The organism is Aureimonas sp. SA4125 (assembly GCF_019973775.1).
In the GTDB taxonomy this organism is placed as follows: domain Bacteria; phylum Pseudomonadota; class Alphaproteobacteria; order Rhizobiales; family Rhizobiaceae; genus Plantimonas.
In genome coordinates, this window is sequence record NZ_AP025032.1 from 3,828,821 (window position 1) to 3,841,107 (window position 12,287).

Below are 12,287 nucleotides of genomic sequence, written 5' to 3' on the forward strand. Positions count from 1 at the left end.
GTTGTTTGATGGTCCGGGGTTCCGGCACGCAGCGGCGACCGGCCACTCGTCGCCCGCGGGAGGCGGGGTAATGGCCTGGTAGCGTCGCTAATGCGGGATGGAATGCGCCTGGGCGAAATCGGTCAGCAGCTGGCGCATCGTTCCCATGCGCCGCGGATTGGCCATGTAATCCGCCATCACGGCCTCGAGCTTCTCCAGTTCCAGCTCGATCATCATCGCCTTCACCGGCCCGATCGCCGACGGTGTCATCGAGATCGACCGGAAGCCGAGGCCCATCAAGGCCATCGCTGCCAGCGGCTTGCCGGCCATCTCGCCACACAGGCCGACTTCCACGCCGTTGCGGATTCCCGCATCGAGAATGGTCTTCAGCGCCGACAGGAACGGCGGCGACAGGTCGTCGAAGCGGCCGGCCATGCGCGCATTGCCGCGATCGACGGCGGAGAAGAACTGGAAGAGGTCGTTCGACCCGATGGAGACGAAGTCGACGAGGGCCATCAGCTCGTCCAACTGGAAGAGGAGCGAGGGCACCTCGATCATCGCGCCGAGTTTCAGCTGCCGCGGCATGACATGGCCGAACTTGGTGAGATGGGTGAGCTCGCGCGCAATGAGGTCGCGCGCCTGGCGCAGCTCGCCGAGCTCGGTCACCATCGGGAACATGATCCTGAGCTCGCGCCCGCGCGCCGCCTTCAGGAGGGCGCGCAGCTGCGTGCGCATCAGGCCGGGACGGTCGAGGGCCAGGCGGATGGCCCGGTAGCCGAGCGCCGGGTTCTCCTCCGGCGACTGGTGCAGATAGGGCAGGAGCTTGTCGCCGCCGATGTCGAGGGTGCGGAAGGTCACCGGCATGTCGCCGGCCGCGTCGATCACCGCGGAGTAGAGGCGCTCCTGCTCGCTCGCCTTCGGCATCGACGAGGCGACCATGAACTGCAGCTCGGTGCGGAACAGGCCGATGCCGGCCGCGCCGCAATCGACGAGCTGCGGCAGATCCACGAGAAGGCCTGCATTCATCAACAGGTTGACCGCCACGCCGTCGCGCGTCTCGGCCGGCACGTCGCGCAGGGCGCGGTACTGTTCCTGGCGCTTGGCGCGGAACTGGACCTTCTCGATGAACACCGCTTCCACTTCGGCGGTCGGGCGCAGGTGCACGCCGCCATCGGTACCGTCGACGATGATCGCGTCGCGGTTTTCGGACATGGAGACCACGCCCTTGGCCTGGCCGACGACGGGAAGGCCGAGCGCGCGAGCGACGATGACGACGTGGCTGGTCGCCGTGCCTTCTTCGAGGATGAGGCCGCGGATCTTGTCGCGGCGATAGTCGAGAAGTTCCGCCGCGCCCATCGAACGGGCGACGATGATCGCGTCCGACGGCTCGTCGGCTCCGTCGCCGATCTCGGTCCGGCCCATCAGCTGGCGCAGCAGCCGGTTGGCGAGGTCGTCGAAATCGTGCAGGCGTTCGCGGATATAGGGATCGGTCATGTGCATCATGCGCGCGCGCATGTCGCTCTGAACCTTCTCTACCGCCGCCTCGGCGGTGAGACCGTTGCGTACTGCCTCCTCCAGTCGGCGCACCCAGCCGCGATCGTGGGCGAACATGCGATAGGCCTCGAGCACGGCGCGGTGCTCGCCCTCGGCGGCGATGTCGCGCCGCGACAGCATGTCCTCGATCGACACCCGAAGAAACTGCAGCGACTGCTCGAGCCGGGTGATCTCGGCGCCCACATCCTCGTTGAAGAGGTTCGTCACCACCACCCGCGGCTCGTGCAGGATGACGTGGCCAAGACCGATGCCTTCGGCGAGCGCGATGCCGGTGAAGGAGACGGGCCGCGACAGATCGAGGACGACGCCCGGACGCGACAGGCCTTCGAGGCTGCCGGCGGCGATCATCTCGGCAACGACCATGGCGACGGTCTCGAGCGCCTCGACCTCCTCCTCGCGGTAGACGCGCTTGGCCCGGTTCTGCACGTCGAGGACGCCGAGCGTGCGGCCGGCTCTGAGAATCGGCACGCCGAGGAAGGCGTTGAACGGCTCCTCGCCGGTACCGGGAATGAAGGTGAAGGCCGGGTGCTTCTGTGCCTCGGACAGGTTGAGCGAACGCGCCGTGGCGGCGATCGTCCCGACGAGGCCCTCGCCGAGCTTCAGCTGCGCCAGATGCACCGAACCGGGGTTCAGGCCCTCGGTGGCGTAGAGCTCCAGCACGGCGTCGGCGCGCAGCACGTAGATCGAGCAGACCTCGGCGACCATGTTCTGGGCGATCTGTCGTACGATTTCGTCCAGACGCGCCTGCGGCTGCAGGGGCTCGGCCATGAGCTCCCGGATCTTGCGCATGAGCACGCGGGGACCGGACGAATCGCTTCTGATCAAGGTCGTCTTCCAAAGGGCGGCCCAGAGCCACCGCCGTCGGCCACGATGAAACGACCGCCCGGCGGCCCCGGACGATCCAAGGTTGTGGTCTGCGGTAGACCCTTCACCCGGTCAAGCTTTGTCGAGACCGTAGACCGAATGCAAGCTGCGCACGGCAAGTTCGGAAAACTCGCCGTCGATGAGGATGGAGATCTTGATCTCCGAGGTGGTGATGGCGCGGATGTTGATGCCGCGACTGGCCAGCGCCTTGAAGGCCGTGGCCGCGACGCCCGTGTGGCTGCGCATGCCAACGCCGATGACCGAGACCTTGGTCAGTCCGAGCTCGCTCTGGATGACGTCGAAGCGCATCTCGGGCTTGGCCTTTTCGAGAATCGCCGTCGCCTTCTGCAGATCGCTCGCCGGCACGGTGAACGTCATGTCGGTGCGGGTGCCGTCCTCGGAGATGTTCTGGACGATCATGTCGACATTGACGCCGGCATCCGCCAGCGGGCCGAAGATCGCCGCGGCGACGCCCGGCTGATCCTCGACCCGGCGCAGCGAGATCTGCGCCTCGTCCTTGGCATAGGCGATGCCCGTCACGACCTGCTGTTCCACGATTTCATCCTCGTCGCAAATGAGTGTACCCGGCGGGTTCAGAAGATCTCCCATGCCGGGCGCGTCCGGATCCTCGAAGGAGGAGCGGACGAACAGCCGAACCTTATGCACCATGGCCAGTTCCACCGACCGGACCTGCAGTACCTTGGCCCCGAGCGAAGCCATTTCCAGCATTTCCTCGAAGGAAATCTTCGCCATTCGCCGCGCCTTCGGCTCGATCCGCGGATCGGTCGTGTAGACGCCGTCGACATCGGTGTAGATGTCGCAGCGGTCGGCCTTGATCGCCGCGGCGATGGCGACCGCAGACGTATCCGAGCCACCGCGGCCCAATGTCGCGATGCGGTTGTCCGGCGCGATCCCCTGGAAGCCGGCGATGACGGCGACCTGGCCCTCGCCGAAGCGGCGCACGATCTCTTCGCCCTCGATTTCCTGGATCCGCGCCGCGCCGTGGGCGCCGTCGGTGCGGATGGCGATCTGCCAGCCCATCCAGGAGCGGGCATTGATGCCCATGCCCTGCAGCGTGATGGCCAGAAGTCCGGCGGTCACCTGCTCGCCGCTGGCGACGACCGCGTCATATTCGCGCGCATCATGCATCGGCGAGGCCGCTCGGCACCACTCGACCAGCTCGTTCGTCTTGCCCGACATCGCCGAGACGACGACCGCGACCTGGTGGCCGGCGTCGACCTCGCGTTTGACGTGGCGCGCGACGTTCCGGATACGGTCGATATCGGCGACCGAAGTGCCGCCGAACTTGAGAACGAGACGCGCCATGAGAGATGCTAGCCTGGACGGCGGACGGCGTCGCCGCCCGCGGTGTGTCGATAGGACGCTGGCGGAAACGCCATACCCTTCCGCAGCGCGCCGGAGTTAGCCGAAATGCGCCGCCACTGCAAGAAAGCGTGTTTCAGCCTCTTGCATGCAGAGGCCCAGTGTTGCGAGGGGACGCCCGGACCTTGTCCGTCGCTTGACTTTCGCCGCCGCCGGCGAACATGCGATGGGAGATGACAGGAATGGCGGGACGGGATGATGAGCGAAGCACGGCAGACGACGATCGACGCCGGCGAGGTCGAGCGCTTTTCGCGGCTTGCGGCCGAATGGTGGAACCCGGCGGGTAAGTTCAAGCCGCTGCACAAGTTCAACCCGGTGCGCCTCGCCTACATCCGCGAACAGCTCGGCCTCAATTTCGGCCTCGATCCGGCGGGGATGCGCCCCTATGAGGGCCTCCGCATCCTCGACATCGGTTGCGGCGGGGGACTGATCTCCGAGCCCGTGGCGCGGCTCGGCGCCCACGTCGTCGGCGCCGACGCCTCGGAGACCAACATCGAGGTGGCGAGGATCCATGCCGCGCAGAGCGGTCTGGCCATCGACTACCGTGCGACGACGGCCGAGGCGATCGCCGAGGGCGGCGAGACATTCGACGTGGTGCTGGCGCTCGAAGTCGTCGAACACGTCTCCGACGTGCCGTTCTTCCTCGATTCCTGCGCAAGGATGGTGAAGCCCGGCGGCCTCCTCTTCGTCGCCACCATCAACCGCACAATGAAGGCCATGGGCCTTGCCATCATCGGCGCGGAATACGTGCTCGGCTGGCTGCCGAAGGGGACGCACCAATATGCAAAGCTCGTGCGGCCGGATGAGATTCGCGCCCCGGTGGAGGCCGCAGGGCTGACGATGATCGACGAGACCGGCGTCGTCTATCACCCGCTCGCCGACGCCTGGCGCCGTTCGACGGACCTCAGCGTCAACTACATGGTCCTCGCCCGCCGCAGCTGACGCGGTCGCGGCAGAGCCGCCATGCTGACATCTCGCGCCGGCGGTCCAAGCCGCATGCCTGTCGATGGCGCTCATGCGACGCGCCCGGCGCCGATTGCTTCATGCAGCGCTCAAGTTTATACCTCGGGCGCGAACTGGATGCAGAAGTCTTAGGGCGGCGGGAGTTTCACGCGACATGGCAGCAGCGCTGAAGAACGAGGCGACAACCGTGACGGCGACCGAGTCTGTGACGACGGTCCTCGCTTTCCCCGGATGTCCGGCCGCGGCGATCACGCGCAGCTTTACCCCCAGCGTTGCCGAGCGGCTCGAGCTCGACCGCCTGCGCTGGCTGGCGCTGCGCAGCCTGATCGCGCCGAAGCCCGATCTCGAACGCGCCTGCTTCCTCCTTTCCGGCGACCCCGACGTCTCGCTCTCGCGCTTCTCCATCGCCTTCTTCCGCGGCCTCTCCGACAAGGCGCGGCGCGAAATGGTGTTCTACCGACCCGGCGCGAAGGCCGTCAGCGACGACGAGATCTGGCTTCTCCGACTGGCCGCCGCCTGGCGCGCCGGTGACGAGAGCGGAGCCCGCGCACTCATCGCCTGGCGCGTCCAGCCGGATGCGCAGCGCTGGCTGCGCTTCCTCTCGGCCGGCATGGTCCGCATGCTGGACACCGGAACGGATTTCATCACGACGGGTTGATTATTCGCGGGCTCTTCTCTAGTTTGGAATTATTCTAAACAACGGACTCATGTGGTTCGATAAGGAGATGACGATGGGACTGACAGCCGCGAAGATCGACCCGAGCGCCAAGCAGGAGCTCGTCGAAGGCCTGACCCAGGCGCTGGCCGAGACCTCCGTCGAGACGATGAAGGCGCAGAACTTCCACTGGAACGTCACCGGCATGTCCTTTGGACCCCTGCACGAGCTGTTCCAGAAGATGTACGAGGACCATTTCGAGGGCCAGGACCTGCTTGCCGAGCGCATCAAGCAGTTCGACATGCATGCCGAAGGCCGCTACTCCGTCTACCTCGCCCGCAGCGCGGTGAAGGAGCACGACGGTCACGCCGACGCCAAGGAGATGATCGCCACCCTCCTCGCCGACCAGGAGCAGATTTCCTCGACGCTGTCCGCGCTCTGCGAGATCGCCGACCAGCACGGAGACTGGGCGACCAACGACCTCGCCACCGCGCGCATCGAGGCGCACGACAAGTTCGCCTGGATGCTGCGCGCGCACCTGAAATAGCACTTCGCCTCTCGGCGATTGCAGCGGCCCCGTCAGCAATGGCGGGGCCGCCTGCGTTCTGGAGGATGTCCCGCATGCGGGATACGATCCGGCGCGACGCCGTGAGCCTCAGAAAAGGCCGAACACCGCCAAGATGCCCAGCACGAAGCCGTCGCCAATGGTCGCCGACAGCGCGACCTCGACCAGGAGGGCCAGCAGAAGTGTCCCACGCCAGCCGACGAACCGGGCGGCAAGAAACCCCAGCATGACGAACCCCGTGTCGCTGAGAGCATTGAGGATGGTGTCGCCGGAATAGGCGCCCGGTTGGTTCGACGCGTTGAACAGGTCGATCACCATGGGCGTGTTCTCCACGATCTCCCAGAGCACGCTGCCGAGAACCGCGACCGCCAGCTTGGAGCGCACCGGCCAGTCCGGCTTCAGGCGGTCGAGGAAGAGGCAGAGACCTGCGCCGAACACCGCATGCATGAAGGAATAGGGATCCGTCAGGTGCTGCGAATTGGATGCCGCGCCAAAGCCCGTGCTCCACAGGCGCAATGTCTCCTGTTGCGGCAGAAGGGGACGCCCGAACAGCAGCAGAAGAACCGCGGCGGTCGCATTGGCCGCCGCGCACAGCAGGACGCAGAGCGCGAGCGACGGCTTGCCTCTACCGCGCGGCCCCGTCGTTGCGAGCGCGTCGAGGGAATCGCCGGAAGCAGTCTGGGGGGCTTGCGTCATGGCTTTGCGACGTCGGGGGACGTCGGCTCCTCCACGGCCGCGCCGATCGGCATGGCGCGAAGGCTCAGTCGAGAACCTCTTGCGATGATCGTGTCGCCCATCAGGTCGACGCCGTAGGCGGCATTGCAGGCCCGCATCGGAGGCAGCGAAACGCCCTTATTTGAGCGGCACGGTGACAGGGAAGGGGTGGCATCAGTTTGCATTCTCTCGAAAAGGTTTCGCCAGTCTCGGTCGGTTCAGGGAAATCCTGGAGCGCACGCACGCCCTGGACGCCAACCTAGCACCCGGTGGCAAAGAGACCATTCGAGAATGCAGCCTTACCGTGGCATGCCCGATCAAGGCGCAGACGGGGTCTGGCCGACGGAGGTTGCACGACGACCGGACGTCTCTGCAGCAGCCACAACTCCCGACCGGAGCCTTGGCGATGCTCGCGCCGGCCGCGGCATCTCCAGAACCCCGATCTGACAAGCTTTGCAGGCGCGCACCCAATCCGGCGCGACGCCTTACTCCCCTTCCGCTCCGATCGGGCACGCCACTCCCTCCATCGCGCATTTGCGCTGATAGGCCATGACCCAGAAGGCCGGATTGCGCGTCGACTCCGCCAGCCGCGCCATCAGCGCCTCGATGAATTCCTTCTTCGCCGCGCCGCTGCCATGCTGCGGAAAGGATTGCTTCTCCTCCTTCGTCATGGCGCAGCCGACGCAGCGGCCCTGGCGCTTGTACTTGCAGACGTCGACGCAGGGGCTCGGCGCATCGGCCCAGCGGTCGAGTTCGGTGTCGGACATGGAAGGTTCCTTGGCGATACGGAGTGACCTAGGCCGCGCGGTCGAGCTTTTCCAGCCGGTCGAGCGGACAGGACGCGTCCTTGCGCTCGCACTTGCGGCGGTACATGCGCGTCCAGTAGCCGAGCTTGCCCATCGTTACCAACCGCTCCTCCAGCATCAGGAAGAAGGCCTGCTTCTTCGATTTCCTGCCGATGCGCTTGAACGCCTTCTTCTCCGGCTTGGTCATGGCACAGCCGACGCAGCGGCCGGCATCGCGAAACTTGCACACGTCGATGCACGGGGATGGCGCTTTCGCCCAGGTCTTGGCCAATCGAAACACTCCGGGATTTGGGAAGCGCCGGCGAAAGCGGCAGCGTCTGGGGAAGGTCGGTCTGCGCGGGCCGGCGCGCTCGCGGCCGGAAGCCTAGTTCTTGTCTTCCGGCAGGGGTGGCATCGGCATGACGGCGATACCCTCCTCGACGAGCCCCTTGACCTCGGGTGGCGAGGCCTCGCCGTAGATCTGCCGCGCCTCGACCTCGCCATAGTGGATGCGGCGCGCTTCCTCGGCGAAGGCGGGGCCGACATAGTCGGCTTTGGCGCGGGCTTCGCGCGCCAGGTGCTGCAGCGCCGCCATCATCTTCGCCGCCTCTTGCGGCCCTCCCTCGCGCTTCGTGCCGCTGAGGGCCGGCCGCATCAGCGCCTTGTCGATCGTCGTCGTCCCGCACACGGGGCAAGCGACGAGGTGCCCGGCGTTCTGCGTCTCGAAGTCCTCGCTGGAGCGGAACCAGCCATCGAAGGAATGCCCCTCGGGCTCGCACCGCAGGGAGAAGGTGATCACTCGGCCGCCTCTGCGGAGGACGCCGGCGCGACGCTGAAGTCGCGGGCATTGCGCAGGTTCGGGATCTTCTGGCGCGCCGCCGCGACATCGGCCGTGTCGATCCGCGCAAGGGCCACGCCCGGCGCATCGCCATCGACTTCGGCGAGGATCCTGCCCCAGGGGTCGATGATGATCGAATGACCATAGGTCTCGCGCCCGTCGGCGTGGACGCCGCCCTGAGCGGCGGCGACGACGAAGGCGCCGTTCTCGATCGCCCTCGCCCGCAGAAGCACGTGCCAGTGCGCCTCCCCGGTCTGCCGGGTGAAGGCGGCCGGGGCCGTCAGGATCTCGGCCCCGGCGAGCGCCTCGGCCCGGAAGAGCTGGGGGAAGCGCATGTCGTAGCAGACGGCAAAGCCGAGCCGAGCCTTTTCGCCCGCGATGTCGAGATCGGCGACCTCGGCCTTGCCGCCGGGGCGGTAGGTGCTCGACTCGCGCCAGCTCTCGCCATTGTCGAGATCGACGTCGAACATGTGGATCTTGTCGTAGGTCGTCTGGAGACTGCCATCGGGGCGAAACAGGAAGGCGCGGTTGGCGACCATGCCGCCCTCGACGGCGACGGCGACCGAGCCGACATGGACGTGGATGGCGTAGCGACGGGCGAGCTCGGCGGCGGTGCGGACGATGACGTCCTCGGGCCCGTCCTTCAGCCTTGCCATCAGCCCGGCCTTGTCACGCTGGACCATGCCCGTCATCTCGGGGCTCTGCACATAGTGCGCGCCGCCGGCCACCGCCTCCTCGACGAGGGCCGAAAAATCGCGCGCATTGGCATCGGGATCGATGCCGGAACGCATTTGCAGGACGGCGGCGGTGAAAACGGTCATGTCTCTTCCTCGGGCCAACCGGCCCCTCGTGTTACGGCCGGATCAGGCGGCGAGAAGCGGGTCGAGCTTGCCCGCACGCTCCAGCGCATAGAGATCGTCGCAGCCGCCGACATGCGTCTCGCCGATAAAGATCTGCGGAAACGTCGCGCCGCCGTTCGAGCGCTGCATCATCTCCCTGCGCAGGTCCGGCGAATGGCTGGCGTCCTTCTCCTCGAAGGCGACGCCCTTCTTCTCCAGAAGCTGCTTTGCCCGCGCGCAATAGCTGCAGAGCTGGCGGGTATAGATGGTGACGTCGGTCATGGCGCTGGTCCTGAAATCCGCTATCCCCCCGATATGGACGCCTCATTCTTCCGCTGCAACCCGTGCAAAGGTCAAGACGTCGACATCCCGCGCACCGGCCCGAATCAGCGCAAGGGTGGCGCTGCCGACGGTGGCGCCGGTGGTGAAGACGTCGTCGACGAGAAGGACGCGCCTGCCGAGGATCGCGGCGCGCTGGCCCGGCACGATCTTGAAGGCGCCGCGCACGTTCTCCTGCCGTTGCCGGCGCCCGAGCCCGACCTGGCTGCGCGTCGCCTTCACCCGCGCCAGCGCCAGCGGCGCGGAGGCGAGCGCCCGGCCGCGCGCCGCCTCGCCGCGCACGAGCGCCCGCGCCAGTTCCGCCGACTGGTTGAACCGCCGCCGCCATAAACGCCCCCGGTGCAGCGGAACGGGCACGACGATCTCGGCATCGGCGAGGAGATCCTCGCCGGCGCGGCCCATCCAACTGGCCATCAGCGGCACGAGGTCGGTGCGGTCGCCATATTTCAGCGCGGCGACGAGACGGGCGGCGAGCCCGTCATAGATCACAGCGGAGCGATGGCGAGCGAAGGGCGGCGGGTCGGCGATCGCCTGCGGCGACACCGCCCCCTCCCCCGGATCATAGGAAAAGGGCAGGCCGAGCACGTCGCAATAAGGCCGCTCGATGAAGCGCAGGAGCGTCCAGCAACGGGCACAGAGAGCATCCGGGCCGCCGACCGCCACCCGGCAGCCGGCACAGACTGGCGGGAAAAGCAGGTTCGCCACGATCTGCGACATCACCCCGGCGCCACGCTGGACCGACAGTGCCATGCCCGTCTCCTGGAAAAAGGATCGAGGCCATCACGATACGCCGCCCTACATCGGCTACAAGCTTTGAAAGTCGCAGCAACGGAAAAACTAAATGAGCGCCACCCCGATCTTCGATCGCACCCTCCTTGATCGCCGCCGGCAACGCGTCTCCCTCGACCCCGCGGCGGCTTCGGCACGCTTCCTTCTGGCAAACGTCGCCGCCGAACTTGCCGAACGACTGTCGCTGGTCGAGCGGCACTTCGCCCTCGGCATCGACCTCGCCAGCCATTCCGGCGAGATGGCCGAGCTTCTCCGCCAGAGCGGCAAGGTGGGTACGCTGGTGCGGGTGGAACGCCTGGCCTCGCTCGTCGGCGACAGCCTTGCCGTGGTCGCCGACGAAGAGGCCCTGCCGCTGAAGGAGGGCTCGGCCGATCTCGTCGTCTCGGCATTGTCGCTGCATCTCACCAACGACACGCCCGGCGCCCTTATCCAGGCGGCGCGGACGCTGCGCCCGGACGGATTGTTCCTGGCGGCGCTCCTCGGTGGCGAGACGCTGAACGAGTTGCGCACCGCGCTTCTCGAGGCGGAGGCGGAAATCCGCGGCGGCGCCTCGCCGCGCGTTCCACCCTTTGTCGACATTCGCGACGCCGGTGCCCTGCTGCAGCGCGCCGGTCTTGCCCTTCCGGTGACGGACCAGGACCGGCTCACCGTGCGCTATGATTCGATGTTCGGTCTGATGCGCGACCTGCGCGCGATGGGAATGGCCAACCCGCTGACGGCCCGCAGCCGCACGCCGACGCCGCGTCGCCTTTTCCTGCGCGCGGCGCAGATCTACCAGGAGCGTTTCGCCGACGCCGACGGCCGCGTCCGCGCGACCTTCGACATCGTCTATCTCTCCGGATGGAAGCCGCATGAAAGCCAGCAGAAGCCGCTGAAGCCCGGCAGCGCCAAGGCCAGTCTCGGCGAGGCGCTCGCCGACCGTTCCCGGGTGTCCCGTCCGCCAACATCGTGACGGCCTCGCCGAAGCGGCGACCGGGCGCAAACGGGGCGAAACCTGCCAGCCTGCTGGCGGGCCAGCCTGCGGCCCATCGTGGCCGGGTGCGACGAGGGCAGTTTCACGGGCTGCCGTCGCGGTGACGCCGTCTCAGCAAGCGCCGCGCTGGGTACCATCCGGGAAGAGAAGGCACGGTCCCTTGTCGGGGTCCGTCAGCACGCTGAGGCGCGACACGTAGTGTTTCTTGTCCGAACGGACGCTCGAGCCCGTCGTGACGGTATCCAGCGTCTTGACGCGCTCGGCGGCCACGAGCTTGGCCTGGTGATCGGCGGTCGGCACGACGATCATCGCCAGCGCGACGGCAATCGATCCGAACAGGAGCGTGGCGCGAAACAAGCCGCCACGCGCTTCGACGAGGGTGTCGGAAATCCCCGACTTCTGACTGACATCTCTCATGGAACACCTCCGTCTGGCAAAGCGAGGCGGACCGGACCGCCGTCGCCTTCTCGACTTTGACTGTGCCGTGGGAGCGGTGAAAATTGCCTTAAACTGTCCTCTGGTCCTTCAGGATCGATTAGCACCTGAGGCAGGCATTTTCGGCGCGCCGCGGGCGGCAGCGGCGGGGCTCGCCGCTCAGAGGAGGTCGACGAGGAAGGGGATGATCGGCGCGTCGGCCGGCGGCATGGGATAGTCGCGCAGCGCTTTCGGCCGGACCCATTTCAGCCTTTGTCCCTCGCGCGGTGTCGCGATGCCCTCGAATCGGCGGCAGACATAGAGCGGCATCAACAGGTGAAAGTCCTGATATCTATGGCTTACGAAGGTAAGCGGCGCGAGGCAGGCGGCCTTCGTGACGATCCCGAGTTCTTCCTCAAGCTCGCGGATCAGCGACTCCTCGGGTGTCTCGCCCGGCTCGACCTTGCCGCCCGGAAACTCCCAGAGGCCGGCCATCGACTTGCCCGCCGGGCGCTCTGCGATGAGCACCCGCCCATCGGCATCGACCAGCGCGCACGCGACGACGAGAACCAGACTGATTGCAGACATGCTGAAGAGATCCTTAACTCTCGGACCCCGGCTGGTCCGCAAAGG

At 66.9% G+C, this 12,287-nt stretch carries 15 protein-coding genes; 4 read left to right on the plus strand and 11 right to left on the minus strand.

The genetic code is table 11. The features are described 5' to 3' along the window. Nucleotides 1-87: 87 nt before the first annotated feature. Nucleotides 88-2,355 (minus strand): phosphoenolpyruvate--protein phosphotransferase, encoded by a 2,268-nt coding sequence (gene ptsP, locus Sa4125_RS18135; RefSeq protein WP_224007956.1) that lies wholly within the window; start codon nucleotides 2,353-2,355, stop codon nucleotides 88-90. A gap of 114 nt (nucleotides 2,356-2,469) precedes the next feature. Then, the gene (locus tag Sa4125_RS18140; RefSeq protein WP_224000131.1) at nucleotides 2,470-3,723 is read right to left on the minus strand and encodes an aspartate kinase; all 1,254 of its coding nucleotides are present in this window, start codon (nucleotides 3,721-3,723) and stop codon (nucleotides 2,470-2,472) included. A 255-nt stretch (nucleotides 3,724-3,978) separates the two neighbouring features. On the opposite strand from Sa4125_RS18140, the gene ubiG reads away from it, so the two are divergent. The 3 genes from ubiG (at nucleotide 3,979) to Sa4125_RS18155 (ending at nucleotide 5,945) form a co-directional block, all read left to right on the plus strand. Beyond that, on the plus strand, nucleotides 3,979-4,722 hold the full coding sequence (gene ubiG / locus Sa4125_RS18145; protein WP_224000133.1) for a bifunctional 2-polyprenyl-6-hydroxyphenol methylase/3-demethylubiquinol 3-O-methyltransferase UbiG: 744 nt from the start codon (nucleotides 3,979-3,981) through the stop codon (nucleotides 4,720-4,722). 175 nt (nucleotides 4,723-4,897) lie between these two features. Further along, nucleotides 4,898-5,401 (plus strand): hypothetical protein, encoded by a 504-nt coding sequence (locus Sa4125_RS18150; protein WP_224000135.1) that lies wholly within the window; start codon nucleotides 4,898-4,900, stop codon nucleotides 5,399-5,401. Nucleotides 5,402-5,474: 73 nt separating this feature from the next. Beyond that, the gene (locus tag Sa4125_RS18155; RefSeq protein ID WP_224000137.1) at nucleotides 5,475-5,945 is read left to right on the plus strand and encodes a DNA starvation/stationary phase protection protein; all 471 of its coding nucleotides are present in this window, start codon (nucleotides 5,475-5,477) and stop codon (nucleotides 5,943-5,945) included. 108 nt (nucleotides 5,946-6,053) lie between these two features. Here the strand turns inward: Sa4125_RS18155 and Sa4125_RS18160 are convergent, their stop codons facing one another. The 7 genes from Sa4125_RS18160 to Sa4125_RS18190 all read right to left on the minus strand — a co-directional run bounded on the left by Sa4125_RS18160 (nucleotide 6,054) and on the right by Sa4125_RS18190 (nucleotide 10,228). Further along, a complete protein-coding gene (locus Sa4125_RS18160; protein ID WP_224000139.1) occupies nucleotides 6,054-6,659 on the minus strand; it encodes a DUF2585 family protein in 606 nt (201 codons plus the stop codon). 503 nt (nucleotides 6,660-7,162) lie between these two features. Next, nucleotides 7,163-7,444: a DUF1289 domain-containing protein gene (locus Sa4125_RS18165; protein ID WP_224000141.1), complete on the minus strand. Its 282-nt coding sequence runs from the start codon at nucleotides 7,442-7,444 to the stop codon at nucleotides 7,163-7,165. A gap of 28 nt (nucleotides 7,445-7,472) precedes the next feature. Further along, nucleotides 7,473-7,754, minus strand: coding sequence for a DUF1289 domain-containing protein (locus Sa4125_RS18170; RefSeq protein WP_224000143.1), 282 nt, complete (start codon nucleotides 7,752-7,754; stop codon nucleotides 7,473-7,475). Nucleotides 7,755-7,847: 93 nt separating this feature from the next. Next, nucleotides 7,848-8,261, minus strand: a complete 414-nt coding sequence (locus tag Sa4125_RS18175) for a DUF1178 family protein (protein ID WP_224000145.1) — start codon at nucleotides 8,259-8,261, stop codon at nucleotides 7,848-7,850. Beyond that, nucleotides 8,258-9,121, minus strand: coding sequence for a carbon-nitrogen hydrolase family protein (locus Sa4125_RS18180; RefSeq protein WP_224000147.1), 864 nt, complete (start codon nucleotides 9,119-9,121; stop codon nucleotides 8,258-8,260). The genes Sa4125_RS18175 and Sa4125_RS18180 overlap by 4 nt, the downstream gene beginning before the upstream one ends. Nucleotides 9,122-9,163: 42 nt before the next feature. Beyond that, the gene (gene grxC, locus Sa4125_RS18185; protein ID WP_224000148.1) at nucleotides 9,164-9,421 is read right to left on the minus strand and encodes a glutaredoxin 3; all 258 of its coding nucleotides are present in this window, start codon (nucleotides 9,419-9,421) and stop codon (nucleotides 9,164-9,166) included. Nucleotides 9,422-9,463: 42 nt separating this feature from the next. Beyond that, nucleotides 9,464-10,228 carry a ComF family protein gene (locus Sa4125_RS18190; protein ID WP_224000150.1) on the minus strand — a complete coding sequence of 255 codons (765 nt, stop codon included), beginning with the start codon at nucleotides 10,226-10,228 and terminating at the stop codon, nucleotides 9,464-9,466. A 91-nt stretch (nucleotides 10,229-10,319) separates the two neighbouring features. Here Sa4125_RS18190 and Sa4125_RS18195 point away from each other — a divergent pair, with 91 nt between their 5' ends. Next, nucleotides 10,320-11,219 (plus strand): methyltransferase domain-containing protein, encoded by a 900-nt coding sequence (locus tag Sa4125_RS18195; RefSeq protein WP_224000152.1) that lies wholly within the window; start codon nucleotides 10,320-10,322, stop codon nucleotides 11,217-11,219. Nucleotides 11,220-11,351: 132 nt separating this feature from the next. Here the strand turns inward: Sa4125_RS18195 and Sa4125_RS18200 are convergent, their stop codons facing one another. Both Sa4125_RS18200 and Sa4125_RS18205 read right to left on the minus strand, forming a co-directional pair. Continuing rightward, the gene (locus Sa4125_RS18200) at nucleotides 11,352-11,657 is read right to left on the minus strand and encodes a hypothetical protein (protein ID WP_224000154.1); all 306 of its coding nucleotides are present in this window, start codon (nucleotides 11,655-11,657) and stop codon (nucleotides 11,352-11,354) included. Between the two features lie 177 nt (nucleotides 11,658-11,834). Next, complete coding sequence (locus Sa4125_RS18205) at nucleotides 11,835-12,242, minus strand: (deoxy)nucleoside triphosphate pyrophosphohydrolase (RefSeq protein WP_224000156.1); 408 nt, start codon at nucleotides 12,240-12,242, stop codon at nucleotides 11,835-11,837. Nucleotides 12,243-12,287: the final 45 nt, after the last annotated feature.

Bases quoted from the DNA above. Each gene is read 5' to 3' on its own strand.
- Sa4125_RS18205 (WP_224000156.1), bottom strand. From the start codon at position 12,242: ATGTCTGCAATCAGTCTGGTTCTCGTCGTCGCGTGCGCGCTGGTCGAT.
- Sa4125_RS18200 (WP_224000154.1), bottom strand. From the start codon at position 11,657: ATGAGAGATGTCAGTCAGAAGTCGGGGATTTCCGACACCCTCGTCGAA.
- Sa4125_RS18180 (WP_224000147.1), bottom strand. From the start codon at position 9,121: ATGACCGTTTTCACCGCCGCCGTCCTGCAAATGCGTTCCGGCATCGAT.
- Sa4125_RS18150 (WP_224000135.1), top strand. From the start codon at position 4,898: ATGGCAGCAGCGCTGAAGAACGAGGCGACAACCGTGACGGCGACCGAG.
- grxC (WP_224000148.1), bottom strand. From the start codon at position 9,421: ATGACCGACGTCACCATCTATACCCGCCAGCTCTGCAGCTATTGCGCG.
- Sa4125_RS18160 (WP_224000139.1), bottom strand. From the start codon at position 6,659: ATGACGCAAGCCCCCCAGACTGCTTCCGGCGATTCCCTCGACGCGCTC.
- Sa4125_RS18195 (WP_224000152.1), top strand. From the start codon at position 10,320: ATGAGCGCCACCCCGATCTTCGATCGCACCCTCCTTGATCGCCGCCGG.
- Sa4125_RS18140 (WP_224000131.1), bottom strand. From the start codon at position 3,723: ATGGCGCGTCTCGTTCTCAAGTTCGGCGGCACTTCGGTCGCCGATATC.
- ubiG (WP_224000133.1), top strand. From the start codon at position 3,979: ATGAGCGAAGCACGGCAGACGACGATCGACGCCGGCGAGGTCGAGCGC.
- Sa4125_RS18190 (WP_224000150.1), bottom strand. From the start codon at position 10,228: ATGGCACTGTCGGTCCAGCGTGGCGCCGGGGTGATGTCGCAGATCGTG.
- Sa4125_RS18165 (WP_224000141.1), bottom strand. From the start codon at position 7,444: ATGTCCGACACCGAACTCGACCGCTGGGCCGATGCGCCGAGCCCCTGC.
- Sa4125_RS18155 (WP_224000137.1), top strand. From the start codon at position 5,475: ATGGGACTGACAGCCGCGAAGATCGACCCGAGCGCCAAGCAGGAGCTC.